General features: G+C 38.4%; 22 protein-coding genes. 14 read left to right on the forward strand and 8 right to left on the reverse strand.

Translation table 11 applies throughout. The features are described from left to right. The first annotated feature begins 48 nt into the window (after positions 1–48). A complete protein-coding gene (locus ACFFIX_RS05190) occupies positions 49–1,038 on the forward strand; it encodes a DUF3231 family protein (RefSeq protein WP_378931274.1) in 990 nt (329 codons plus the stop codon). A 156-nt stretch (positions 1,039–1,194) separates the two neighbouring features. Here ACFFIX_RS05190 and ACFFIX_RS05195 read toward each other — a convergent pair whose 3' ends face one another. From ACFFIX_RS05195 to ACFFIX_RS05205, 3 genes are read right to left on the reverse strand one after another with little or no spacing between them, the layout of a single operon-like run. Further along, a complete protein-coding gene (locus ACFFIX_RS05195) occupies positions 1,195–2,370 on the reverse strand; it encodes a M20 family metallopeptidase (RefSeq protein ID WP_378931276.1) in 1,176 nt (391 codons plus the stop codon). Then, positions 2,367–3,602: a Zn-dependent hydrolase gene (locus tag ACFFIX_RS05200; protein ID WP_378931278.1), complete on the reverse strand. Its 1,236-nt coding sequence runs from the start codon at positions 3,600–3,602 to the stop codon at positions 2,367–2,369. The genes ACFFIX_RS05195 and ACFFIX_RS05200 overlap by 4 nt, the downstream gene beginning before the upstream one ends. A 19-nt stretch (positions 3,603–3,621) precedes the next feature. Then, entirely contained in the window at positions 3,622–4,812 is a 1,191-nt protein-coding gene (locus tag ACFFIX_RS05205; RefSeq protein WP_378931280.1) for a hypothetical protein, read from the reverse strand. 309 nt (positions 4,813–5,121) lie between these two features. Here ACFFIX_RS05205 and ACFFIX_RS05210 point away from each other — a divergent pair, with 309 nt between their 5' ends. Further along, positions 5,122–6,024, forward strand: coding sequence for a branched-chain amino acid transaminase (locus ACFFIX_RS05210; protein ID WP_378931282.1), 903 nt, complete (start codon positions 5,122–5,124; stop codon positions 6,022–6,024). 255 nt (positions 6,025–6,279) lie between these two features. Here ACFFIX_RS05210 and ACFFIX_RS05215 read toward each other — a convergent pair whose 3' ends face one another. Continuing rightward, positions 6,280–6,789 (reverse strand): CBO0543 family protein, encoded by a 510-nt coding sequence (locus ACFFIX_RS05215; protein ID WP_378931917.1) that lies wholly within the window; start codon positions 6,787–6,789, stop codon positions 6,280–6,282. Positions 6,790–7,030: 241 nt separating this feature from the next. On the opposite strand from ACFFIX_RS05215, the gene ACFFIX_RS05220 reads away from it, so the two are divergent. The 8 genes from ACFFIX_RS05220 to ACFFIX_RS05255 all read left to right on the forward strand — a co-directional run bounded on the left by ACFFIX_RS05220 (position 7,031) and on the right by ACFFIX_RS05255 (position 16,454). Next, a complete protein-coding gene (locus ACFFIX_RS05220) occupies positions 7,031–7,321 on the forward strand; it encodes a DUF3817 domain-containing protein (protein WP_378931284.1) in 291 nt (96 codons plus the stop codon). A 440-nt stretch (positions 7,322–7,761) separates the two neighbouring features. Then, entirely contained in the window at positions 7,762–8,526 is a 765-nt protein-coding gene (locus ACFFIX_RS05225; protein WP_378931286.1) for a sugar phosphate isomerase/epimerase family protein, read from the forward strand. 203 nt (positions 8,527–8,729) lie between these two features. Next, positions 8,730–11,159, forward strand: coding sequence for a heavy metal translocating P-type ATPase (locus ACFFIX_RS05230; RefSeq protein WP_378931288.1), 2,430 nt, complete (start codon positions 8,730–8,732; stop codon positions 11,157–11,159). A 30-nt stretch (positions 11,160–11,189) separates the two neighbouring features. Beyond that, a complete protein-coding gene (locus ACFFIX_RS05235; protein WP_378931290.1) occupies positions 11,190–12,041 on the forward strand; it encodes a DUF8832 domain-containing protein in 852 nt (283 codons plus the stop codon). Positions 12,042–12,061: 20 nt separating this feature from the next. After that, entirely contained in the window at positions 12,062–12,391 is a 330-nt protein-coding gene (locus ACFFIX_RS05240; protein WP_378931292.1) for a metal-sensitive transcriptional regulator, read from the forward strand. Between the two features lie 14 nt (positions 12,392–12,405). Further along, positions 12,406–12,612, forward strand: a complete 207-nt coding sequence (gene copZ / locus ACFFIX_RS05245; RefSeq protein ID WP_378931294.1) for a copper chaperone CopZ — start codon at positions 12,406–12,408, stop codon at positions 12,610–12,612. A gap of 442 nt (positions 12,613–13,054) precedes the next feature. Next, a complete protein-coding gene (locus ACFFIX_RS05250) occupies positions 13,055–13,693 on the forward strand; it encodes a LysE family translocator (protein WP_378931296.1) in 639 nt (212 codons plus the stop codon). Between the two features lie 817 nt (positions 13,694–14,510). Beyond that, on the forward strand, positions 14,511–16,454 hold the full coding sequence (locus ACFFIX_RS05255) for an endonuclease MutS2 (RefSeq protein WP_378931298.1): 1,944 nt from the start codon (positions 14,511–14,513) through the stop codon (positions 16,452–16,454). Positions 16,455–16,657: 203 nt separating this feature from the next. Here the strand turns inward: ACFFIX_RS05255 and ACFFIX_RS05260 are convergent, their stop codons facing one another. Continuing rightward, positions 16,658–17,578, reverse strand: a complete 921-nt coding sequence (locus tag ACFFIX_RS05260; RefSeq protein ID WP_378931299.1) for a response regulator — start codon at positions 17,576–17,578, stop codon at positions 16,658–16,660. A gap of 14 nt (positions 17,579–17,592) precedes the next feature. Beyond that, a complete protein-coding gene (locus ACFFIX_RS05265) occupies positions 17,593–18,846 on the reverse strand; it encodes a sensor histidine kinase (RefSeq protein WP_378931301.1) in 1,254 nt (417 codons plus the stop codon). Positions 18,847–19,062: 216 nt separating this feature from the next. Between ACFFIX_RS05265 and ACFFIX_RS05270 the strand changes: the two genes are divergently transcribed. The 4 genes from ACFFIX_RS05270 (at position 19,063) to fumC (ending at position 23,736) form a co-directional block, all read left to right on the forward strand. Further along, entirely contained in the window at positions 19,063–20,334 is a 1,272-nt protein-coding gene (locus tag ACFFIX_RS05270; RefSeq protein WP_378931303.1) for a cation:dicarboxylate symporter family transporter, read from the forward strand. 29 nt (positions 20,335–20,363) lie between these two features. Next, the gene (aspA, locus tag ACFFIX_RS05275; RefSeq protein WP_378931305.1) at positions 20,364–21,800 is read left to right on the forward strand and encodes an aspartate ammonia-lyase; all 1,437 of its coding nucleotides are present in this window, start codon (positions 20,364–20,366) and stop codon (positions 21,798–21,800) included. Positions 21,801–21,830: 30 nt separating this feature from the next. Further along, positions 21,831–22,154, forward strand: coding sequence for a hypothetical protein (locus tag ACFFIX_RS05280; protein WP_378931307.1), 324 nt, complete (start codon positions 21,831–21,833; stop codon positions 22,152–22,154). A gap of 193 nt (positions 22,155–22,347) precedes the next feature. After that, the gene (gene fumC, locus ACFFIX_RS05285) at positions 22,348–23,736 is read left to right on the forward strand and encodes a class II fumarate hydratase (RefSeq protein ID WP_378931309.1); all 1,389 of its coding nucleotides are present in this window, start codon (positions 22,348–22,350) and stop codon (positions 23,734–23,736) included. Between the two features lie 95 nt (positions 23,737–23,831). Here the strand turns inward: fumC and ACFFIX_RS05290 are convergent, their stop codons facing one another. Further along, positions 23,832–25,190 carry a sensor histidine kinase gene (locus ACFFIX_RS05290; RefSeq protein WP_378931311.1) on the reverse strand — a complete coding sequence of 453 codons (1,359 nt, stop codon included), beginning with the start codon at positions 25,188–25,190 and terminating at the stop codon, positions 23,832–23,834. Further along, positions 25,187–25,852: a response regulator transcription factor gene (locus ACFFIX_RS05295; protein WP_378931313.1), complete on the reverse strand. Its 666-nt coding sequence runs from the start codon at positions 25,850–25,852 to the stop codon at positions 25,187–25,189. Before ACFFIX_RS05295 ends, ACFFIX_RS05290 begins: the two co-directional genes overlap by 4 nt. Positions 25,853–26,066: the final 214 nt, after the last annotated feature.

Raw genomic sequence — 26,066 nt, forward strand, 5'->3', positions numbered from 1 at the left:
ATCTAATCCTACAAAAAATGTTCTTTTTAGAAAGGGTGATAATGGTTAATGGAAAATTACGATATCAAGTTATCTTCTACAGAAATAGCCAGCTTATGGAGTACATATATTTTTGATAGTGCATCTATCTGTTTTTTTAAGCACTTTTTACAACATCTCAAAGACGAAGAAGTCGTCTCAATCGTAAATGAGGCATTGAAACTTTCTCAAACGAACATGAATTACATTGAAAATATATTTGCTAAAGAACAATTTCCGATCCCACAAGGATTTTCGGACGGCGATGTAAACCTTTCAGCTCCTGCATTATTTGACGATTTATATGCGTTAAGTTTTGTATATGGCATGAGTAGAATAGGTTTATTCAATTATGGAATTTTTACTTCAAACGTAGCAAGAGATGATGTACTTGAACTTTTTTCACAAATTCTTGTTTCAACAAACGGGCTTTATAAAACGGCAGTACGCTGTATGCTATCAAAAGGTATTTATGACCGCCCTCCAAAAATTCCTTATCCAAATAAGGTGGAATTTGTAGAAAAACAATCGTTCTTGACAGGGTGGTTTGGTGAGCGAAGACCGATAAATTCATTGGAACTCACGGAGATTTTTTTTAACATTGAAAGGAACTATTTTGGAGTACTCCTGTTGTATGGTTTAATTCAAGTCGTCGAAGATAAAGAAGTCAAAGAATACCTTAAGAGGGGGAAAGACTTAGCTAATAAGCAAATTGAGTATTTGAATAACCTTTTGAAAGAAGAAGATTTGTTAGGTACAGTTCCAGTTGAAATGGAAGTGACGGATTCAAAGGTATCTCCGTTTACTGAAAAATTGATCATGTTTTTGATTACCTCTTTAAATGCTACGAGTTTTACGTATTTTGGACATGCTTTGTCTGTTACTATGAGAAGAGATTTAGCTGCTAATTATTCTAAACTCTTAACAGAGGTGATGGCATATTCTGAAGATGGAGTAAATATTATGATTGACCGTGGTTGGATGGAAAAGCCTCCTGGGGCAATTGAAAGAAAGGGTTAACCTCATACACTGTAAGGCTTGGGCCATGACCAATAAAGACTGATTTTCCATTTGATAAAGGGAAAATCAGTCTTTAATTATTGTTCAAAGGGATTATTTTTACATTAGGAAAATCCATTAAATAATCATTTTAGGTACTCTACTATTTTTGACCTTTTATTCGGTCAGATAAGTCCAGGCATATTGAGCGTATAGTTCGGCTCCTGTAGCCAGAGCGTCCTCGTCAATGTTGAATTTGCCGTGGTGATGCGACCATTTCGTATCCTTTTCGGGATTGCCACTTCCTACGAGAGCGAAACTGCCGGGTACTTCTTCCAGAAAGAAGCTGAAATCTTCGCCACCCATTGTTGGCTTTTCATTATATAAGATGTCCTCGCCGAATGCTTCTGTAGCAACCTTTTGGACTAATTTGGCGCTGTATTCATCATTGATCACAGCTCGGGTTCCACGGGTGTATTCAACCGTTGCACTTGCACCGTATAATCCTGCCACATTTTCAGAATAATGCTGGATCTGTCTTTCAATATGATCGCGCGTGTCAGGGTCGAAACAACGGACAGTGCCTTCGATAACCGCATTTTCCGCAATGACATTAAATCGTGTGCCGACAACCATTTTTCCTACTGTAAGAACAGCAGGGTTTTTGGGGTCTATCGTTCTTGATACGATAGCTTGTACATTCATGACGAAAGAGGAGGCAACGATTGCCGCATCGATACAATCCTCAGGCATAGCGCCGTGTCCTCCTTTTCCTTTGAAAGTCACTTTAAATAAATCCGCTGAAGCAAAAGAAGGTCCTGGTGTACATGAAACTTTGTGCGTTGGCATCTGTGACCATATATGAATGCCGAAGACATTATCAACACCTTCAACAGCCCCCTGTTTCACCATTTCTCTTGCGCCTTCTGCAATTTCTTCGGCAGGTTGAAACAATAACCGGACATTTCCTGGCAACTCATCTTTGATTTTATTTAGTGCTTTGGCTGCGATAAGCAGCATTGCAGTATGTGCATCGTGGCCGCACGCATGCATTTTCCCATCTTCCCTAGATGCGTATGGTAAATTTTTTTTAATCTGTTCAACTGATAATGCGTCCATGTCTCCCCTTAAAGCTACGGTTTTACCTGGCTTTCCGCCGATTATATTTGCAATGACACCGGTCGGTTTTGTTCTTCGGTATGATATTCCTAGGTTTTCGAGATACTCACATATAAATGCAGTAGTGTTCTCCTCCTCCCATGATAATTCCGGCTCGCTATGGAACATTCTGCGTAATTCTGTCAGTTCTTCACTATAGTTTTGAATTGCTTCTTTTATTTTTTTATGAATCAATTCGAATCCACCTCCGTTAAGTTCTTGGCTGCTTCATATAGAATTTGGACAGCATTTGCCAAATGGCGTGAGTCTGACCATTCTTCTGGACAATGGCTGAGTCCATCTTTACTTGGAACGAAAATCATACCTACATCCGTAAAATCAGAAAAGACCATGGCGTCGTGACCTGCACCGCTGTTGATGGAACAGTACGGAATTTCCAATTGACTGCTTTGTTGCTTCAAAAGGGAACGAATGTCTTTATTCAAGGCTTTTGGCTGAATATATAAAAGTTGTTCAATTGATGTGTGAATCCCATTTTCACTATATGACTGAACCAGTTCCTTTGTTTTACGAATAACATTCCTTACGTTTTCTTCTTTGCCTGATCTGATGTCCACTGTGAATACGGTTTTTTCCGGGATGATATTTGCACCGTTTGGAAATACATTGAGACGGCCGGCCGTTATAACCGTTCCTTCTCCTTCATCAATTGCAAGATCTGACAATTGAGCAAGGATCTTTGCAGCGGTGACTAAGGCATCAGACCGGCGATCCATCGGAGTTGTACCCGCATGCCCTGCTTGCCCTTTTACTGTCACTTCCAGTTGGGTCAAACCTACGATTGCTTCTACCACTCCAATCGGAATATTTTTTTCCTCAAGGATTGGTCCTTGTTCAATATGCAATTCTAGGAATGCCTTCATTGTTTTTGGATCTCTTACTTTTGGAAGAGACGTATTAAGCCCGATTTTTTCCATCTCTTCTTCAGTGGAGAGGCCGTCCTTATCTTTAAGGTTTTTAAAATCTTCTTCAGAAAGTAATCCGACCATTCCTCTTGATCCCATCAGTCCGCCGCCAAATCTCGCTCCCTCTTCTTCTACAAGTGCAACGATTTCCAATGGGTATTTCGGTGTTAATTTATTTTTGGAAAAGAGGGAAGCTACTTCAAGTCCCGCCACTACACCTGCAGGACCATCATAGGCACCTCCATTTGGGACAGAGTCAAAATGTGAACCGATTAGAACGCTAGGCGCATTTTTTAAAGTACCTTCAAGCTTGCCGAAGATATTGCCAAAACCATCTTCCCACACATTCAGACCGTACTCCTTCATTGTTTTTTTTATATAATTACGTGCCTGTAGATCTTCATTGCTATAAGTAAGCCGTGTGACCCCTTTTTGAGGTGTTGATGTAAATTTACTCAATGCGTGAATATGTTTTTCAATTTGTTCTTGAACCCTGTTCATACTAGTTCCCCTCCATTTTTCACAATAACCCTACAAAGAAACCGGCTAATATGACCGACACGATCGTGACCGTTATGAAACCACCGACAAGCATTGGCGGCAGCATATGGCTAGTTAGCAGCTCTCTTTCTTTCTCATCATCTGTTAATGACTTGATGACTTCGGCAGTGATGATGTAGTCAGCTGGAAATCCATATAATGCAGTCAACGAAACAGCGAATGCCATTTCTTTGCTTACTTTTAAAATTTTACCTACTATGAATGAGAATAAATACATACCGATGACTGCTAAAACAATACAACCGACAAGAGGATAAAGGATCTCAAGCATCATACTTGGTGTCGCCTGTTTCATCCCGTCAAAAATGAAGAGCATAAGAGCCATTAAGGCAAATCCGAAACCGTTAGCCTTTTGTAAAACCTGTTTTTCTAGAAAACCGATACTTGTGGAGATAACCCCGAACAATAAGCAGAGAACAAACGGGCTAACTGTCACAATTGGCGCTAATAGAGTAGAAACAAGGTATGCAAGATATCCTACAAATGCCAGTCTGAAAAACTTAAAGAAATCAGTGTTGTATTTCTCGGGCATATTTTTAAATAGCTTAAGTTCAGTCTTTCCATTTTCTAAGGAAGCTGTATTTTCCGATTTTTTTATTGTCAAATGTCCGTTACGATATTGCTCAAGAAGTCTTTTACCCTCTTTTTTCAACATGATTGAGGTTAGTGGATACCCGGCAAATCCTTGCATAACATAGATGACAATTGCAAACACGGATAATGAAACGAGACCAGCTTCCTTTGCACCTTCTGACATGATTAATGCAGATACTACGCCACCCACTAAAGGTGGAATTGCAACGATGATTGTCTCATAGCCGAAAAGAAATGTTCCAATACCGAATAATATAGCGATAATTCCTAAAATACCTGAGACGGCAATTACAATCGTCTTCCATTGATTTTTCAATTCCTGAATGGACAACAAAGTGCCCATATTTGTGATTAATAAGTACATCATCATAGTCGCAACGACCGGTGGTACACCTGCCAATGCTACAATATCTTTTGGAAAGAACGTCCAATACCCTAGGAGAAATAGGACTGCGCAGACGAAAATAGAAGGTATCCACGCTTTTGTTCGAACAGCAACGAGGTCCCCAATAAATAAAATAAGAATAATAATCACTAAAGCTAGCATCTGTGACATAAAATCACCTTCACTTTCATTAAATGTTTCGAAATTTGAAATATATTATGTTATTAGAATATAATATAATTTTACTTTTCAGTCAATTTTAAATTTTGGATATTTTGAATAAAACGCTTTCTAAATAGTATCTATAAAACACATTTCCATAAACAATAAAAGGTGAGAAAGTAATTTAACAGTTCTGTTAAAGGTTCTATATCTGAAATAAATTTCCTTACGTATATAGTTAAAATCTTGCAGTGGTGAATATATTTGAATATTCGTTTATACATATAAGAAAATCATATTTATTGGGGTGTTGATATCGTGTATATCTTTGATCAAGGGAGATTTTTAGATGAATCAGAGGTTTCGGTTAGTGTAAGAAATAAAGGATTAAACTATGGCTTGGGATGTTTCGAGGGGATAAGAGCCTTTTGGAATGAGAGCCAAAAACAATTATTTGTTTTTCGACTCTTCGATCACTATAAACGATTCTATGAGTCTGGGAATTCTTTGAATCTACGAATCCCTTATTCATCGATGGATTTATTCCGTTGGACGATCCATTTATTAAAAATAAACTCTATTCGAGAAGATGTCTATATCCGCCCCATCTGCATTAATGGCGAAAATACGTTGCACCCTGATTTATCGAGTTCTTTTAATCGAGTATTTATTTATTGCACAGATATAAGTTACATTTCAAAACCGGCTCTAAAAGTTAGTGTTTCTTCTTGGACACGGATAGGTAGCAATATGATTCCTCCCCAAACAAAGCCTACAGGGGGTTATTTAAATTCTGCATTAGCATCTACAGAAGCAAAGTTAAATGGTTTTGATGAAGCTATTTTTCTAACAAAAGATGGAAATGTGAGTGAAGGAGCAACTGAGAACATTTTTATCGTTAAGAATAAACAATTGATAACTCCTCCCATTTCAGATGATATTCTTGCAGGAATTACCCGTGATACTGTTATGCGATTAGTCAATCATGAATTAAAGTTACCTATTTTTGAAAAGAGCTTATCAAGAACTGAGCTATATTCAGCTGATGAAGTATTTTTTACAGGTACAGCAATCGGTATAAAACCTATTATCCAAATAGACCGTAGAGTCATAGGAAAAGGTCTTGAAGGTCCAATTACTAAGGAAATTCGGTCTAGATATGATCATATTGTTAGAGGGAATAATATGAATTATATAGGTTATTGTACGCCAGTGTACTAATTCAAGTGGTTCTGGTTCAGAATAGACCACCAACTTTGAATGACGGGTTGAAACCATGAAAAGACCGCAAAGCTTTCTTGAAGAAACGCTTACAGTCTGGTTTCTTGCCGTTGTTTTTTGAAGAACAACTAATTAATTGCAGTAAAAATGGTGAATAACTAACTAAAAATCATGATTATCAATCTCTACCCAGATTTATCAAGTGTTCATTAAGTTTTTCTATATGCGAAAGTTGAGTAAGAACTTTCTCGAGCCTTAACTTCTTTTTAAAGGTGCTAAGTGAAACGGGACTTTAAAATGCCATAGCAAAAAAATAATAATTGGAATTGAAAGTAGTATGGCATAGAGAGGCTTTTTAAAGTGGAGCAACAAGGTTGGATACATAATCCAATAAAAGGCATACGAGTAAAAAATAGTCCAACCATGATCATACTTTATGCCCTTTAGAGAGTAATGAGCTAATTCCCAAAGAATTGAAAGGGTCGTCCACATAAAAAAATAAGCTAGTTTAGACAAGTTTGGTTTTTTCTCAGGCAAATTAGATAAAAACAATAGTGCTAAACTTGGGAGGAAGATAAACGTATAGCCAAGGTCAATATTGTGAGGGTGTGTATCTAAAAGCCAAACCGGTTGGTATTCCCAGAGCATAAAATTTGAGCATAGCAAGTTATAGAGTAAATTTAAGGACGAAATATATAGCATAGTTGGGTAATAATTTTGCCAATTCCTCCAATTACCCCATCGCCAGACTGCTAAAATCATCATAATCCATGAAAATAGATGCAAACTTCCTCACCTCAGCTATTGCTTCTAAAGATGTTCTTTGTATATATGTTTACCAAAATTTTAGTACTCATGTATTATAATTAGAATGGATAGCTGATAGTGTTTAGGGATTTAAGATAGTGTAGTCTGAAAATGTAATCAAATTGTCAAGGTTTGTCCGTCTAAAAATAATGAATGAACAGTATAATGTAAAATATCCTAACTAAATGGAGCTGAAACAATGCTAAAAACGCCTGTTGGACGTTTACGAGTTGTTGGACTACTTGAGGGAATTTCCTATCTATTATTACTATTTATCGCAATGCCATTAAAGTATTTCTTCGACCTTCCGATGGCTGTATCGGTCGTTGGAGCTGCTCATGGCTTTTTGTTTGTTACCTTTGTTTTAGCAGCCGTATATGTAAAATTTGCAAAACGTTGGTCCATTTTATGGGGCATTTGGGCGGTAATTGCATCCCTTATTCCGTTTGGAACGTTTATATTGGATCGCCAGCTTCAAAGCAAGGTGTAATTAAGATGAGGGAGCAGAGTATTGCTCTCTTTTTTTTATTGTTTAGAAAATTATAAATTTTTTGAACTGTGGATAACGTTTCTGCATCCAGCTCCGACGCACAGGACGTGCTAGTGCAGTCATGGCGATTGACGTCGCGTCTTTGACTGCCAGCGCCTAACCCCGACGCACACGACGTGCTAGTGCAGTTACAGCGACAGGACGTCGCGGTTGTAACTACCTCGAGGTCATAAGTCAATTCTAAATTGAAGGCAAAGAACGCCTTCTATTTAGAATCGCCTTATGCTTGTCGGGGCTAACCAAGGCGCTTGCGCTTTTGTTCCATATTATTTCATAAGAAATTCCATTGATTAAAAGGAAGAAGCTAATTGTTAGCGAATATATACTAGATGAAGGTATACATACGAGTTAAAAAACATCAGGTGAAAGGGGATTTTTTAATGACTATAGGATTACAGATGTACTCAGTTCGAGAAAAGACTGAAAAAGACTTTTTAGGTACAATCGAGAGAGTCGCAGAAATGGGATATGATTCGGTTCAATTTGCTGGTTACTTTGATACACCCTCAGAGCAATTAAAAGAACTATTGGATCGTACGAACATGAAGGTTGCTGGAAGTCATCTTAGTATTGATGTTCTTCAGGGGGATCGTCTGGACGAAACACTGCAGTATAACCGAGAAATAGATAATGACTTGATCATCCTTCCGTACCTAACTGAAGATATGAGAAAAAGTGCAGAGGATTACCGAGCAATTGCAGTTATGCTTAACGAAATTGGTGCCGAATGTAAACGCCAAGGCTTTACTTTTGCTTATCACAATCATGATTTTGAATTCCAACAATTTGACGGACAAACTGGTTTTGAAATTCTTTTTTCAAATACAGATCCTGAACTTGTGAAAATTGAGTTGGATTGTTATTGGGCGACTTATGCTGGACTAGAGCCAACATCTATCATCGAACAGTATGGAGATCGCATCGTGTCCCTACATTTAAAGGATATGAAGGAAGTAGACGGTACAAAGCGAAGCATCGAGATCGGAAGCGGAGTATTAGATATAGGCGGCTTAATTAAAGTCGGTAAAGAAGCAGGAGTGAAATGGTTTGTCGTTGAACAAGAACAATTTGACAGTGATCCAATGGAAAGTTCTAAGGTCAATTATACAAACTTATCGAGCATTTTAGAAAAAAATCAGGGATGACACTTTATGTGTTGTCCTTTTTTTGTGTTCTAGGCATGTGGCCGATACAGCTGACTTCTTGCTAAGATTGCAAAAAAACTACAATATTTTCAAATAAGTTAAAAACATTTGACAATATACAGTAGGGGGGTATAGTATATAAATATAGACAAGATTATATTAGCTTGATTTAAGTTAGACTAATCAAAGAGGAGTGACCTAAGTTGAATGAACAGTTAAAAGAAATTCAGCTGCCAATCGCAGGTATGACATGTGCTGCTTGTTCTACTCGCATTGAAAAAGGATTGAACAAAATAAATGGTGTAGAAGAAGCGACCGTCAATTTGGCGCTTGAAAAAGCAACGATTAAATATCATCCTGAAGAAACATCCATTCAACAATTTCAGCAAAAAATAGAGAATCTCGGATATGAAGTATTATCTGATAAAGCAGAGCTCAATATTATCGGAATGACATGTGCCGCTTGCTCCACCCGCATTGAAAAAGGGTTAAATAAGTTACCAGGTATAACAAAGGCAACCGTTAACTTGGCTTTAGAGACTGCGAGTATCGAATACAATTCTTCACAAGTAACAATTCATGAAATAAAAAAGAAAGTCGAAAATCTCGGGTATCAAGCGACTGAAAAAGTAGAGCACAACAACGAGACACAAACTCATCGTGAAAAAGAGCTAGAAAAACAAAATGGTAAATTTTTATTTTCTTTGATTCTCTCCATCCCATTACTTTGGGCAATGGTAAGCCACTTTGAATTCACTTCATTTATATACTTGCCTGATATGTTCATGAATCCCTGGGTTCAACTAGCACTTGCAACACCCGTCCAGTTTTTCATTGGAAAACAATTTTATGTAGGTGCCTATAAAGCGTTAAAAAATAAAAGTGCAAACATGGATGTACTTGTTGCACTCGGAACATCAGCTGCTTATTTTTACAGTATTTACTTGTCGATTCTCTCAATCGGAAGTAATGACCACATGACAGAGCTTTATTTCGAAACGAGTGCGATCCTTATCACCTTAATCATTTTAGGGAAATTATTTGAAGCACGTGCTAAAGGTCGTTCTTCTGAGGCGATAAAAAAATTAATGGGCTTGCAAGCAAAAACGGCAACAGTTTATCGAGAAGGAACTGAACTTGAAATTCCTTTAGAAGAAGTAATCGTCGGCGACATTCTTTATGTAAAACCAGGTGAAAAAATACCGGTAGATGGGGAAATTATTGAAGGTCGTTCCGCATTAGATGAATCAATGCTTACGGGAGAAAGTGTTCCGGTTGATAAAGGAGTAACTGATTCGGTAATAGGCGCAACATTAAATAAAAATGGATTTCTTAAAATTAAAGCAACAAAAGTAGGTAGGGATACCGCTTTAGCGCAAATCATTAAAGTAGTGGAAGAAGCACAAGGATCTAAAGCACCCATTCAACGTTTAGCAGACCAAATTTCCGGGATATTTGTTCCGATTGTCGTAGGAATTGCTTTTCTAACCTTTTTTGTTTGGTTAGTATGGGTGAGTCCAGGCGAGTTTGCAGTAGCGCTCGAGAAGTTAATTGCAGTACTCGTTATAGCGTGTCCGTGTGCATTAGGGCTCGCAACACCTACCTCAATCATGGCAGGATCTGGTCGCGCAGCAGAATTTGGCATTCTCTTTAAAAGTGGAGAACACCTTGAATTGACACATAAAGTGACGACAGTGGTTTTAGACAAAACGGGCACCGTAACAAATGGAAAACCTGTTTTAACAGATGTGATTGTTGAAGATACTTTCGAGGAAAATGTGTTTTTGCAACTAGTAGGAAGTGCTGAAAAGCAATCTGAACATCCTCTTGCACAAGCAATTGTAGACGGAATAAAGGAAAAATCAATTCCACTTAAGAATGTGGATGAATTTGAAGCAATGCCTGGCTATGGAATTATCGCAAAAATAGCTGAGAATACAATCCTTATTGGCACAAGAAAATTAATGCACGAGAATTCAATTGAAATTCAGCACGCATTAACGAAAATGGAACAGCTTGAGGAAACTGGAAAAACTGCAATGTTAGTGGCAATAAATAATCAATACAAAGGAATCATTGCAGTTGCTGACACAGTAAAGGATACTTCCGGGCAAGCCATTCGACGGTTAAAAGATATGGGTTTAGAAGTAATCATGATGACCGGTGATAACGTAAGAACGGCTAAAGCAATCGCAAATCAAGTCGGTGTAGACGCTGTCATCGCTGAAGTCCTTCCAGAGGGAAAGGCTGAAGAAGTGAAAAAGCTTCAGCAAAAGGGTAAGCGTGTTGCCATGGTTGGAGATGGAATTAATGACGCCCCAGCTCTTGCTGTTGCAGATATCGGAATGGCAATAGGAACTGGAACGGATGTTGCCATGGAGGCAGCTGACATCACATTAATGAGAGGCGACCTAACGAGTATTGCAGATGCAATTTTAATGAGTAGAAAAACCATCCGCAACATAAAGCAAAATTTATTCTGGGCGTTTGCCTACAACGCACTTGGAATTCCTATCGCAGCCCTCGGTCTCCTAGCGCCTTGGCTCGCTGGTGCTGCAATGGCCTTTAGTTCAGTATCAGTTGTGTTAAATGCTCTCCGATTACAAAGAGTAAATTTAAATGAAAAATCTTAAATAGATGAGTTTTAAAAGGGAGTGAGAATCATGAAGAAATGGGTATTATCAGCGCTGATTTACCTACTAGTAGTCACGGGAGGGTATACAATTTATGCTCAGTTTTCTAACTCAGAGTCTGTACAAAGCCCTACCGAAGAAAATCAGCATGGTGAGCATCAAGGCTCTGTCGAAACGAAAGATAAAGAGAAGAGTGGACATGAAGACGAGGGACATCAACATGATGAAGGTCCATCTTTCGATAATGATGTGAATGTTGATGTCAACTATCAAAACGATGTGATAACCATTCGCCTCGCGGATCAGAATGGGAATGCCTTTAACGATCTTGAAATAAACCATGAAAAACGATTACATTTTATCCTAGTAGATGAGCACCTAAATGCCTACTATCACCTTCATCCTGAAGAGATAGCAACTGGTGAATTTCAGATAGCAAAGGAATTGGCAGGTGGATCTTATAAAGCATTTGTTGACATTAAACCAAAAGGTCTGAGCTATCATGTCCAACCCATTCAGTTTACAGTGGGAGAACAAGCGGGTGAACATCAACACACTTCACTCGAAGCAGATACTACTTTAACAAGAACGGTTGACGGAGAGAAAGTGACCTTAGAAATGAACACACCAACAGTTGGCAAACCTGTCACTCTTTCATTTAAATTAAATGAGTCAAAATTGGAAACATACCTCGGGGCAATGGGCCATGTTGTGATACTCGATGAGCTAGCAGAGAACTTCCTGCATGTTCATCCCCTGAACGACAAAGAGCCTATATTTGAAACTCAATTTAACAAAGCAGGAATTTATAAAATCTGGGCAGAATTTAAGCAAGAGGGGCAAGTCCGAGTATTTCCATTTGTAATCGAAGTTAAGAAATAGAAAAAGAAGGTGGTCTATACATGACTGAAGAACATAAAAGTGAAGAAAGTAGCTGCGACGATCATTCTGAACGGAAAAGTCATCATTCAGATAAAGTAAAGAAAAACCTTGTAACACGCTTAAACAGAATAGAAGGCCAAATTAGAGGAATTAAAGGTTTGATTGAAAAAGACACCTATTGTGATGACGTGATTACCCAAATCTCAGCCACACAATCTGCTTTAAATAGTGTCGCAACGATTCTTCTAGAAGGTCATATGAAACATTGTGTAGCAGGAAGAATTCAGCAAGGCGATGAAGAGATTCTTGATGAAGTTTTAATAACCATTCAAAAACTAATGAAAAAATAAGGGGAGATTAACTTATGAAAAATGTAAGCTTAGAAGTTAGCGGAATGTCATGTGGTCATTGTGTAAATGCTGTCGAAGGTAGTGTTGGAAAGCTCCCAGGGGTTTCACTTGTCAAAGTACACTTAGAAATTGGAAAAGTAGATGTGGAATACAATGAAGATCAAGTAAATCTAGAAGCAATTAAAGAAACAATTGATGATCAAGGATATGATGTGAAATAATTCAGAAGAATAGTTGAGCCTACTTACCTGGAAAACCTCCATGTTTGTGGGTTTTTTTTTTCGGAAAAGTAATGAGGGCAGTTGTCGAAAAAGATTATATTTTATCGAAACGTCGATAAAATGAAAATTTCGAAGATAAGACTCCTATTTTCGTAGATAAAACACCTGAACAGCAAAAAAATGTAATTCTAGACAACGAAGTTTGCCACATAACTAAGAAGAGTCATAGTAAAACCACGATAAAGTGGCGACCTGATAAAAAAAGTCCCCTTACTATCTCAAACTATGAGCAATATGGCGCAGATTTCCTCTTTATTATGGAAGAAAACTAGCTATGAAGGTGAGGCCTCGTTTGAAATGTGCTCCATCTACAATTTTCATGAATGACTTCGTATGTACAAGCATATCGTACGATAGGAAGAGTTTGTAGGAGAGGATCTTAGTGGAGTTTGTTTTAACATTTATTCATTACATTGTATTAGGATTGAGCTTGGCTGCGCCAATTGGGCCAATGAATGTAGAAGTGATTAAAAGAGGACTATCAGAAGGGTTTTATTCGTCCTGGCTGGTTGGGCTTGGAGGTCTTACGGGTGACGTGATAGTGTTATTGAGTATTTTCTTTGGTTTAAGTGAAGTTATGGCAAATCCGTTCATAAAAATTGCCATGTATATAGTTGGTATCATTATGCTGTGTTATCTAGGGATAACCAGTGTTAAATCAGCGTTTTCGCGTGACTTTATTTTGTACGATGATCAGATAAAAACCAAATCAAAGAATGCTTACTTAGCCGGATTTGTTATTGCCTTAGCCAATCCAATTGGTTTAATCTTTTGGTTCGGTGTGTTTGGCACATCCCTACAGGTTTTAACATCTTCTCATTCAATGATTTTTTCAATATTGTGTAGCTTTGCCATTATTATCGGCCTCTTTCTCTGGAACTTAAACTTAGTATTTACTGTGCATTTTTCAAAAAAAATAATGAATGAAAAAGTGATGAGAGGTATGACGTTTTTTGCTGGCGTTTGCTTAATGTCTTTTGGCGCCCATTTTGTCATGGAGTTGGCAAAGTTACTTTTATAATAAAACTTAAAACTAGGTGCTTCATTGCTTGGATATCCCTGCATGCTTTTCATCAATTTGGACGTCAATTTCTTCCATTCGCTCCAAAGGTCGGGTTTTGAGACAATTGGTTCTATGAAAGTTGGTCATGCTTTTCAAGGTGGGAAAAGTGTGGAAGAGATCCGGAATGGTTGAATGATAGCTGAAAAGACATGTGCTGTGATGTGTCTAACATTGTCGGATTTTGTAGAGAAATCGATATATGGTCCAACTCGATGATAAACGCACCCAACTCGATGATATAATTCAAAACTCAGACAAATATTAGCTCAACACGATCATAAATTTCAAAAATAAGCTGAAAAAATGCTACTACAAGGAGTAAAGAGTGAAAAATTTATGTTTTTTCAAAATTTCTTCATAAAAAAATCAATACAACAGATTTTTTTTACTAATGCCATTGACAGAGAACTTAATTTTACGTTATTGTAAAAATATAACTATTTAGGAGATGTTTGTGTGAGGGTTTTAGTTCTTAACTAATCATGAAGTGAATACTTCGTCTACGAAATTCAGAGACATTGAAAACTTTTAGCTCTATTAGAAGTTTATTTATCTATGGCTACGTAGATTTAGGTTAAGAACAACGGTTTTATACACAAACGGATACCTAGACATTTTCTATTCGTTAAAAACCCGTACTTTGTTCAAAGTGCGTTTTTTTATTGAGAAAAAATGTTAGATCAGAGTGAAGTCTACTCTTTTATGGTATCAGCGGGTGGTGAACTTATTGTTCACCACCCTTTTTCTATTTGCAAAACAATGGAGGGAAAGAAAATTGAATAAAACAGCGATTAAAAGTTTAGAATTCGATAAAATAATTGAACGTCTAGCGAGCTATGCGATGTCAGATCAAGCAAAACAACAAGTAAAGCAATTGACACCGATTTTTGACAGGAAACGAATAGGGATTTTACAAAATGAAACAACTGAGGCGTGTTCAATTATAGAAAAATCGTCAAGTATACCGATTCAATCTCTTCAAGGTATTGAACAGGTCATACAATTGGTTGAAAAGGGATATATTTTAACAGCGGAACAGCTAGGGAATTTAGCTTTATTTTTAGACGGAACAAAAAAGTTAAAAGCTTTTATGAAAAATCAAGAGTTTATTGCCCCTACAATTTATTCCTACGCGTTTTCTTTGAGTGAGCTTTTAGATTTAGCCGGGGAGCTATCTCGCTGTATTCGTAATAACAGAGTGGATGATTATGCAAGTAAATCGTTAACACGCGCTCGGAAGAAGATCGGGGTGCTTGAGGATAAAATAAAAGCAAAGTTACAACAGGTGATGAAGAGTTCATCAGGAATTTTACAAGAACAAATTGTGAGCATGAGAAATGGGAGATATGTAGTTCCGATCAAAAGTGAGTATAAACGCAAACTAGCAGGTACGATTTTAGATCAGTCTTCAAGTGGCCTAACAGTTTATATCGAACCTGAAGATATTCGCAAGCTGCAGGATGAGCTCAGCTTCCTGCAAGCTGAAGAAGAAATTGAAGTCCAAAAAATTCTTGGAACATTAACAGAAATGACGGAAACATATAAGCGGGAGCTATCAATCAACATGGAAACTATGGTTGCTTACGATTTCATTTTTGCCAAAGCAAAGCTGAGTCGCTCAATGGACGGTTGTAAGGTTGAGATCAATCAGGATCAAGTCTTTAAAATCATCGATGCAAAACACCCATTACTAGGAAAAAATGCGGTGCCACTATCACTGAATTTGGGTGAAGCACAGCGCTCACTCGTAATAACTGGACCGAATACTGGAGGAAAAACAGTAGCGATTAAGACAGTGGGCTTACTTGCCATGATGGTTCAATCTGGCTTACACATTCCTGCGTGTAAAACAAGTAGCTTTCCTGTTTTAGCTGACATTTTTGTAGACATCGGAGATAACCAGAGTATCGAGCAATCACTTAGTACGTTTTCTTCACACATCAAAAATATGATTAGCATTTTAAGTCTTGCAAAAATAGATACACTTGTTATCGTAGATGAAATTGGCTCTGGTACAGACCCTCGTGAAGGAATGGGGCTCGCTATTTCGATCCTGGAAGATCTTTATAAATCTGGGGGACTCACGATAGCGACGACACACTATAGCGAGATCAAAGAATATGCAGAAAAAACTGTAGGGTTTCAAAATGGATCTATGGATTTTGATGTAAATACATTGCAGCCACTTTACCGTCTTTTGATCGGCCAGGGCGGAAGTAGTCAGGCTTTCTTGATTGCTCTTAAACTTGGTATGAATCAAGACCTAATTCGACGTGCATATGAACTTACCTATAAAGCGAGCATGCCTCTCATACCGGTAGAGTTACTTCAAAAAAATGGTGAAGAAGAATTATCACAATCAGAACAACATTTAAGAAACATGAGTGAATTAAAAAAATACAAAAAAAGAGATCGTATATCCGTAGAACAACAAGTTCAGGAAACGTATCAATTGGGTGATTTAGTCTGGATTCCCTATCTGAATGCAAAAGCGATAATCTGTTCATTAGAAAATGAGCAAGGTGAATTAGAAATCCTGCGAAACAACCAAAAGGAAAGAGTAAATAAAAAACGAATTCAACCGTTTATTGATGCAAAAAACCTATATCCGGAAGAATATGATTTAGCCAATGTTTTTGAAACAAAAGAAAATCGCAAAAAGCAAAAGCTTCTTGGAAAGAAACATGTTGAAGGATTAGTCATAGAACGTGATGAGTAATAAAGATAGACGCCATAGTATTAAGGGGTAGCAAAAGTGTAGCTGACAGCAATCATAATAATATGGTTTTTATTGGGGATTATGCTATTCTAACCCGAACAAAGGAACACAGACTAAGGCCGCCACATCCTGTGGGCCTACTAACAATCAGTGGGGGATGAACAAAACCCCCCACTGATTGAAGGTTCACTTTATATGGTTTATTATTCCACCAGCTGTCTCGCTTCCATAAACAACGCTTGGATAAACTTTTTCATGTAAATGCGGCTCTGGTTGCTTGCTTTTTCGTTTTTGTCTTTTAGCTCCAACATTTTCTTGCGGACTTCCGAGAAATCAAAAAATGTGGAAGAATAGGCTTCGAATTTTGGATTCATATAATCCGTCAATCCTAATGAAGCGATATGGATAAGCGCTTGGTAAAGAGCGCGGCGGACACGCTGCTCAGAAGCTTTCATTTCTTTCAGGATTTCGGCCTCTTTCGCTTGATCTCCCAGCTTTTCAGCTGCGATGCCTGCAAAAATTTCCTTTAAAGATGGAAACGTGTAGGCAGAACCGAGTCTTTGCTTTTCATTTTGGAGGAACCCTAAAATTTTTAGTAAATCCTCGCTCCCACCTTCCCCAATCATGCCTAAATCGGAAATTAAGGAACGTCCGGCTTCCATAATATTTTTTGAATGAGAAGAGGACACGAACGGAGACTGCGGGTGGCCTGTAAATAAGTTCAACGATTCTTGAATGCCCCGGATCGATTGTTCCAACAGCACTCGCTCGTTTACTTTTTTTAATATGCCTGCAATTTCAAGATGGTTCAGCGGTTTTGTAATGTAGTATTCCACCCCTAAACTATATGCCTCTCCAATCAGTTCCTTCGCTTCTACTTGTGAAATCATCACAAACTTTCCTTGAAATCCATCAGCAAGAGCCCGGATCGTTTCAATTCCGTCCCTTAATGGCATGAGCAAATCAATTAAGACAACGTCTGCTTTTTTTAAAGACAACAAGCCATTATCCACTAACGATCCGTCCTCCGCTTCTCCCACCACGTTTCCTAAATCTTCGTCTTCAATCATATCTGTCAGCATTGCTCGAATGGCAGGATCGTCATCAATAATGAAATAATTCATCTCGCTAACCCTTTCTATATCATCGCATTCATCGGAAGTTCTACGATGAATACGGTTTCTTTATAGTTATCCATAAGCCTAATATGTCCTCCCCATTTTTCAACAGTTTGTTTCACATACGATAAACCGATACCCGTCGAAGGGTTTCCAGCCGCATCAAATTTCGTTGTAAAGCCTTCTGTAAAAATGACTTCCTTCAGCTTCGGTGCAATGCCAGGGCCACTGTCACTGACGCAAAACTCCACGAATTGATCTTTCCTTTTCACATGCAGCGATACGTATCCCTCTTCTTTAATGGCTTCAACGGCATTGGCCAATAAATTATTGATTAATGATAAGACCATATGTACATGGTAGGGCGGATGGTCCCCCTCTACATGCAAGGAAAATGAAACATCTTTGTGGATAGACTCTGCATATCGTCTATTGGACACGATCATGATGTTACCGAGCTGTTCGATATTCATATAATCCTGCAGGTTTTCAGAAGACATAAGTTCCGATAACCCCGCATAAATCCGCTGGTTATCTTTTTTGATCTCATGCACGAGACCGGCAATCTGTAGCGCCGTTTGTGCATCACGGCCGTTGGTCTCCCCTGATTTTAACCGGCGATAAAAATCATAACACATGCGGGTGATTTCTTCTGCATTTTGCATCGTCTTCTTCAGTTGAACCGATTCTTCATACAAATTTGAAATGAAAAGCAGCATTTGCTCCTTTTGCCTGCGCTGCTCTTCTTCAGCGAATTTTGCTTCTCTCAGCTTGAAAATATTAAAAAAACCGAGAACAAAAAAGCTTCGAATAAAGGCTATGAAAACGAGTTGTTCAAAGGCTAGCAAGGATATGTCCTGATTTGTCAGGAAAGAACGGATCACCATTTCCGATACGCTTGCAAAAAGCTCGATTATTACCCCTAAAAGCCCGATCATAAACGGCTGATCGTGCCGTTCGTTCAATTTCGTCCAATGAAATACGAACCCGTACATGACGTAATAGAAAAAGGCGGGAAAATGAAGATACATCGCTTCCTCAACAGATATGTCTTGTATCCCAACAGCCATCAAAAATCGAAAAACAAACACACTCATCCCCGTTGAAATGCCTGCAATAATCGGATGAATCCCCCTCCCCCACAGCAAAAACAAGAAAAAGATAGGCGTCCCCAAACTGACTCTGAATGTATCGTCGAATGGATAAAACTTGAATTCACCCGCAAGAGGTACCGCAATCATCATTAATAGTAAAATCCTTATACGCTCTTTCAATACGGTCCCTCCCCAGTCACTATTTAAAAACATAACACATTGTCCTGAAATGGTAAAAAAGAGGGGAGGGTTTTGACTGAGACTTTTTATTTTCCCATTTTCCCTTGTAGGTTTCAGTAAGTTTCAGTAGGTTTTAGTAGGTCTGAGTATAAACTATGAATATTCTTAACGATGAAAGCGTTAACAAAAAAACAACTAACATAAGGGGGAATTTAAATGAAAAAGTTTGGCTTAGCTACGCAAATTTTTGTTGCACTTGTACTAGGTATCGTTGTCGGAGCTTTATTCCATGGCAATGAAACAGCCATGGCCATTATGGTGCCGATTGGCGATATTTTTATAAATTTAATTAAAATGATTGTCGTCCCGATTGTCATTGCTGCATTAGTAGTCTCAATAGCGGGAGTTGGCGATATTAAAAAACTAGGAAAATTAGGTGGGAAGACCATTCTTTATTTTGAGATTGTCACCACAATCGCCATTGCTATTGGATTACTGGCGGCAAACTTGTTCCACCCGGGTTCTGGTTTAGATACAAGCAATCTTGAAAAAAGTGATATTTCAAAATATGAAGAAACGACGAAAACAGCTGAAAGCGAGGGTTTTGCAGAAACGATTGTCCATATTGTTCCGAAAAACATATTTGAATCCATGGCCCAGGGTGACTTGTTGCCGATCATTTTCTTCTCTGTGTTTTTTGGTCTAGGAATTGCGGCAATAGGAGAAAAAGGCAAACCTGTCCTTGGCTTTTTTGAAGGTGTATTAGAAGCAATGTTTTGGGTGACAAACCAAGTGATGAAGTTTGCCCCATTTGGTGTGTTTGCACTGATCGGTGTAACTGTTGCCAAATTTGGTATTGCAACATTAGTTCCTTTAGGGAACTTAGTACTTGCTGTTTATGTGACGATGGTATTCTTTGTGTTCGTCGTTCTTGGAATTATTGCGAAAATGTCCGGGACAAACATTTTTGTTCTCCTGAAAGTGTTAAAAGACGAACTGATTTTGGCATTTACAACGGCAAGTTCAGAGGCTGTATTACCGAGGATTATGGAAAAAATGGAGAAGTTTGGTTGCCCGAAATCCATTACTTCTTTTGTTATTCCAACAGGCTATACGTTTAATTTAGACGGTTCATCGATTTATCAAGCACTTGCTTCACTTTTCGTGGCACAAATGTATGGTATTAATCTATCAATTACACAACAGATTACGTTATTACTAGTATTAATGGTAACGTCAAAAGGAATGGCCGGCGTTCCGGGTGCGTCATTTGTTGTCGTTTTAACAACACTTGGTTCTATGGGACTGCCGCTGGAAGGGATGGCGTTTATTGCCGGTATCGACCGTATTTTAGATATGGGACGAACAGCGGTTAATGTCGTGGGGAACTCATTAGCGGCGATTGTCATGTCAAAGTGGGAAGGTGAATTTGACCAAGAAAAAGCAAACCATTACGTTGATTCATTTAAACAGTCAGAAGCAGCATAAACTTGCCTGATAATAAAGGAGGAAACAACATGTCAACAATCACTATAAATCATAACGTACGCATTGAAAAAGATTTCTTAGGATCAAAAGAAGTACCTGTGCATGCATACTATGGTATCCAAACATTGCGTGCTGTCGAAAACTTTCCGATTACAGGCTATCGTATTCATGAAGACTTAATTAAAGCGTTGGCTATCGTGAAAAAAGCAGCGGCTTTAGCAAATATGGATACTAAACGTTTGTACGAAGGACTTGGTAAATTGATCGTTCAGGCAGCAGACGAAGTGATCGAAGGCAAATGGCATGATCATTTTATCGTGGATCCAATCCAGGGCGGTGCAGGTACATCAATGAATATGAACGCGAACGAAGTCATTACTAATCGTGCACTCGAATTGCTTGGAAAAGAGAAAGGGGACTATGTTCAATTAAGTCCAAATAGCCATGTAAACATGTCACAATCAACAAACGATGTGTTCCCGACTGCGATTCATATCGCCACTCTTAATTTACTCGAAAAATTGTTAAATACAATGCAATATATGCTTACTTTCTTTAAGAAAAAGGCACAACAATTCGACCATGTGATTAAAATGGGACGGACACATCTTCAAGATGCAGTGCCAATCCGTCTTGGTCAAGAGTTTGAAGCATATAGCCGTGTAGTAGAGCGTGATATTAAACGTATTCAACAATCACGCCAGCATTTATATGAAATAAATATGGGAGCAACAGCGGTGGGAACAGGATTAAATGCAGACCCTCGCTACATCGAAAGTGTGGTTAAGCATTTGGCGGATATTAGCGGCCTTCCGCTTGTTGGGGCGGAGCATCTTGTTGATGCGACACAAAATACAGATGCTTATGCAGAAGTCTCTGCTGCGTTGAAAGTATGTATGATGAATATGTCTAAAATCGCGAATGACTTACGTTTAATGGCTTCTGGCCCTCGTGCTGGACTTAGCGAGATCACATTGCCGGCTCGCCAGCCCGGTTCATCGATCATGCCAGGAAAAGTAAATCCGGTTATGGCCGAGATGATTAACCAGGTAGCCTTCCAAGTAATCGGCAATGATCATACAATCTGCCTGGCCTCTGAAGCAGGCCAACTGGAACTAAATGTAATGGAGCCCGTGCTTGTCTTTAACTTGCTTCAATCCATCAGCATTATGAACAATGCATTCCGTGCCTTTACAGACTATTGTCTGGCAGGTATTGAAGCAAACGAAGACCGTCTAAAAGAGTATGTGGAAAAAAGCGTAGGGATTATTACTGCTGTTAATCCGCATATTGGGTATGAAGTGGCAGCACGTATCGCAAGGGAAGCTATTATAGAAGGTAAATCCGTACGTGAACTATGCCTGCAGTATGATGTGTTAACAGAGGAAGAACTTGATCTTATTTTAAATCCTTATGAGATGACAAACCCAGGTATTTCTGGGGCCGCGCTGTTTGATAGAGAGTAATTCTCGTACATGACTTTGGTGGAAAAGCAGTTGTGCAAAACACACCTACATACGCTTGTTAGTGGCATGTTTGATAAAGTTGATAAAAGTCCTGGTCAATTAACGAACTTACTTCAACAGCTTAATATAAAATTCAGTGACTTTGAATCACTCTCAGAAGATGTAAAAACAAAGTCAACGGGTGTTGAAACGTCTACTACAGAGCTTGCAGCAATTATTGAACAAGCATCGGCGAGCTTACAGGAAATGAGTGCAACCATTGAAACACTCAGCAATGATAACGAACAAATTGCAAGCTATATGAATGCCACTGCATCTAGTGCCGATAACATTCTTAAAAGCTTCGCAAACTAATTAAACTAGGAAAAAACTAACTCACGAGCAAAATGCCACATCAAAGCATAGCTGTTTGAAGGATTGAACAAGCTATGGTGATGGGATGGCAGCTTATGAGTTAGTTTTTTTGTATTTGTCAAGTCGTTATATTTTATAAAAATACAAAACATTCGTACAATATAAATAACAAAATAGGAGGTGTGTTAGTACCATGTCTTTTCGGATTGAGAAGGATACAATGGGCGAAATTAAAGTGCCTACCGACAAATACTGGGGAGCACAAACGCAACGAAGCAAGGAGAACTTCAAAATTGGAACAGAAACAATGCCGAGAGAAGTCATTTTAGGGTTTGCCATATTAAAAAGAAGTGCAGCGAAGGCGAATCTTCAATTAGGGAAGCTAAACCAAGAAAAAGCTACAGCAATTATTGAAGCTTGCGATGAAATTCTCCATGGAAAACTAGACGATCATTTCCCGCTTGTTGTCTGGCAAACTGGAAGTGGAACGCAAAGTAATATGAATGTTAATGAAGTAGTGGCCGCGCGGGGTAATGAGATATTACAACTGAAAAACAGCTCAGAGCGTATTCATCCTAACGATGATGTGAATATGAGTCAAAGTTCAAATGATACCTTTCCTACAGCCATGCATGTAGCAGGTGTTCTAGCAATTCATGATAACCTGCTTCCAGCAATCAATTCTCTTACAGTTACCCTTGAAAACAAGGAAGAGGAATTCAAATCCATCGTCAAAGTCGGACGAACTCATCTACAGGATGCAACGCCTCTAACGCTAGGTCAGGAAATTAGTGGCTGGGTACATATGCTTCATGTAACAAAGGAAATGATAACAAATTCAACAAACCATTTGAAAAATCTAGCGATCGGTGGAACTGCGGTTGGAACAGGAATCAATGCACACCCCGAATTTGGTGATTCGGTTGCAAAAGAAATCAGTGAATTCACATCTCACCATTTTTCATCTTCAATAAATAAATTTCATGCGTTAACAAGTCATGATGAAATCGTATATGTTCACGGTGCTTTAAAAGCATTGGCAGCTAATTTAATGAAGATTGCCAATGATGTTCGCTGGCTTGCAAGTGGTCCACGAAGCGGAATCGGCGAAATTACAATTCCAGAAAATGAACCAGGTAGCTCAATTATGCCGGGAAAAGTAAATCCAACACAAAGCGAGGCATTGACGATGGTTGTCGCTCAAGTGATGGGAAATGATACCACAATCAGTTTTGCAGCAAGCCAAGGGAACTTTGAGTTAAACGTCTTTAAACCAGTAATTATCTACAATTTTCTGCAGTCAGTGCAGTTACTATCGGATGCGATTAGTTCATTTAACGATAACTGTGCAGTAGGAATTCAAGCGAATCTTGAGGTAATCAAAAGTTATCTTTCTCAATCGCTTATGCTAGTTACCGCTCTAAATCCGCATATAGGATATGAGAACGCCGCAAAAATTGCAAAACTCGCACACAAAGAAAATCTAACCTTAAAAGAAGCAGCAGCTAAGCTTCAACTAGTAACAGCGGAACAATTTGATGAGCTTGTTAAACCAGAGGAAATGATTGGTCCGAAGGCATAATAGCACGATGGAATTACTTTTTAAGTCAATTTTTTTACTCTTTATAAAAAGACCTATTCAATAAATGAATAGGTCTGGATATGTACATGAGTTATCTATTTAATTGCTTGATTTTCCATAGGGATTTTCAAGTAAAAGGAAACACCATTCTCTTCATTCTTTGCCCAAACCTCTGCTTGATGGAGCAGGGCAATTCGTTTTACAATGCTTAAGCCAATACCAAACTCCCCGTTGGTTCCTTTTTGAAAGGTCTCGAAGATCGTTTCAATAATGCTTTCATCAATTGCTGGTCCGTCATTCCATATTCGAACGATAACCTCACTTTCAACTTTTTTAAGAGAAAGTGTGATTTTTTCATTGGCGTATCGTAAGGCATTTTCAAGAATGTTTTCAACTAATTTTCCCCATTGTTCTTCATCACCTAGGGTAGTGGTTTCTTCTAGAGATTGAGTTACTTGTAGGTCTGGTTGTGACCAACGTAGTCTTTCCACTTCTTTTTGAATCAACACATCGAGTCTAAAGGTTGTTTTAAGTGGATTTCTCTTCGAGAGGAAATCTAGTTTTGTTAAGTACAGCAGATCTTTAATCTTTTTTTCCAACCGTTCTGCTTCCTCTTCAATCACATTCATGGTTTTTGTTAAATCACCTTTTGGGTATATCCCATCATTGACTGATTTTGCATACCCACGGATCACCATTACAGGTGTTTTTAAATCATGAGAAATATTTTGTAGTAGCGTTTGTTGTGCTTCATCTTTACGTACAAGCTGCTGTCTCATTATCTCAATTGTATTCGCTAACTTTCCAATTTCGTCTTGTCTGTCAACGTTTACCGGTTTATGCCAATCTAGTTCAGAGATGTTTTTTACATGCTTTTCTAATGTTACAAGTGGACGTGATAAATACCTGGCTAGCCAGATAGCTGGTATCCAACTTAACACGAAAACAATCAACATAATCACGATCAACTGTTTAAAAAGTGTAAAAACTAAGTCATTTCGATAGGAATCCCACGCGTATGAGAGCAAAAATCCTGGTTCGCTATTAATTGTTAGCTTGCGAATCACAAAAAACAATGACTGATCTTTTATTGTTTTCGAGTACCTTTCACTGCTGTTTTCCTGAATTGAAGCTAGCTGTTGTGCATGTTGCAAAAATTCAACAGGAAGAGGCGAACGTTTCGAATAAAAGATAAATGGTTGGCTCTCAGGTAGAATCAAATGGTGTACCGAACGGTCTCTGCCTGAATTAATTTCATCTGAAAATTGATCTTGATTTTGAGGGTAGCCATATTCCGTTAGGATGATTTGTTCATTCTCAATCGATTTATATATTTCTTGCGTGAAGAAGGTACGTAACGTTGTTGGAAATAAAATCACTAACAGAATCGAAATAGCCAACAATATGCCGGAAAAGACGAGCCAAATTTGAAACGCAAGCGAACGGTTTTTCATCCTTTGACCATCCTATAACCGTAACCATAAATCGTTTCGACCTTTAGCTCTGGCATTTTCTTTCGCAATCTGCGGACAAGGTCATCAACAACTCGGTCTGTGCCAAAATAGTCTGATCCCCAAACCTTTGTTAACATTTGTTCTCGTGAAAACGCATGTCCTTGGTTGTTAATGAGAAGCTGTAATAAATCGAATTCCTTTGATGTTAAGTTGACATCTTGCTCGTCCAAATAAACAACTCTCAGGCCATCATCAATCGTATAAGGTGAAAGGGTACGTAGTTTTTGAGGCTCGTGATCATAGGTCCGGGCTAATAATTTTTGAACTCGAATAACAAGTTCTCTTGGCAAGAATGGCTTTGCTATGTAATCGTCACTTCCAAGCTCTAAACCAAGAACGCGATCAATGTCAGCATCTCGAGCAGAAATGAAAATAACGGGTACGTGAGGTGTAGCTTGTTTTATCTCGCGGATTAGTTGGTATCCGTCAATATCCGGAAGCATAATATCTAAAACCCATAAATGTGGAGGAGAATGAATTAAGTTTCGTGCTTCTTCTCCTGTTAAGCAAGAAGTCACCGTCCAATTTTCTTTTTGTAAATACATCGTTAATAATTCGTTTAAGTTGCGCTCATCCTCAACCAAATAAACACTATAACTCATCATTTCACATCCTTTTCCAAGCTATTATACAACCATTCTAGAGCAATGTAGCGCACTTTTCATAATTTCACATATTTCTTTCATTATTCTCCCAAACTCTATTTGTATAGTGTAACTATCTTAAAGATTGCAAGTTAGGCAGGGATCATAATGAGAGCATTAATAGCTGTTGTATTTGCTATACTAGTTATTGTCATGGTGATAGGTGGAACGG

The sequence above is a fragment of the Metabacillus herbersteinensis genome (assembly GCF_042433335.1).
Classification (GTDB): domain Bacteria; phylum Bacillota; class Bacilli; order Bacillales; family Bacillaceae; genus Metabacillus; species Metabacillus herbersteinensis.

Coding starts and splice junctions, on each gene's coding strand:
- fumC (WP_378931309.1), top strand. CDS start 22,348: ATGTCTTTTCGGATTGAGAAGGATACAATGGGCGAAATTAAAGTGCCT.
- ACFFIX_RS05205 (WP_378931280.1), bottom strand. CDS start 4,812: ATGTCACAGATGCTAGCTTTAGTGATTATTATTCTTATTTTATTTATT.
- ACFFIX_RS05220 (WP_378931284.1), top strand. CDS start 7,031: ATGCTAAAAACGCCTGTTGGACGTTTACGAGTTGTTGGACTACTTGAG.
- copZ (WP_378931294.1), top strand. CDS start 12,406: ATGAAAAATGTAAGCTTAGAAGTTAGCGGAATGTCATGTGGTCATTGT.
- ACFFIX_RS05200 (WP_378931278.1), bottom strand. CDS start 3,602: ATGAACAGGGTTCAAGAACAAATTGAAAAACATATTCACGCATTGAGT.
- ACFFIX_RS05225 (WP_378931286.1), top strand. CDS start 7,762: ATGACTATAGGATTACAGATGTACTCAGTTCGAGAAAAGACTGAAAAA.
- ACFFIX_RS05190 (WP_378931274.1), top strand. CDS start 49: ATGGAAAATTACGATATCAAGTTATCTTCTACAGAAATAGCCAGCTTA.
- ACFFIX_RS05270 (WP_378931303.1), top strand. CDS start 19,063: ATGAAAAAGTTTGGCTTAGCTACGCAAATTTTTGTTGCACTTGTACTA.
- aspA (WP_378931305.1), top strand. CDS start 20,364: ATGTCAACAATCACTATAAATCATAACGTACGCATTGAAAAAGATTTC.
- ACFFIX_RS05215 (WP_378931917.1), bottom strand. CDS start 6,789: ATGATGATTTTAGCAGTCTGGCGATGGGGTAATTGGAGGAATTGGCAA.
- ACFFIX_RS05290 (WP_378931311.1), bottom strand. CDS start 25,190: ATGAAAAACCGTTCGCTTGCGTTTCAAATTTGGCTCGTCTTTTCCGGC.
- ACFFIX_RS05295 (WP_378931313.1), bottom strand. CDS start 25,852: ATGAGTTATAGTGTTTATTTGGTTGAGGATGAGCGCAACTTAAACGAA.
- ACFFIX_RS05235 (WP_378931290.1), top strand. CDS start 11,190: ATGAAGAAATGGGTATTATCAGCGCTGATTTACCTACTAGTAGTCACG.
- ACFFIX_RS05240 (WP_378931292.1), top strand. CDS start 12,062: ATGACTGAAGAACATAAAAGTGAAGAAAGTAGCTGCGACGATCATTCT.
- ACFFIX_RS05260 (WP_378931299.1), bottom strand. CDS start 17,578: ATGAATTATTTCATTATTGATGACGATCCTGCCATTCGAGCAATGCTG.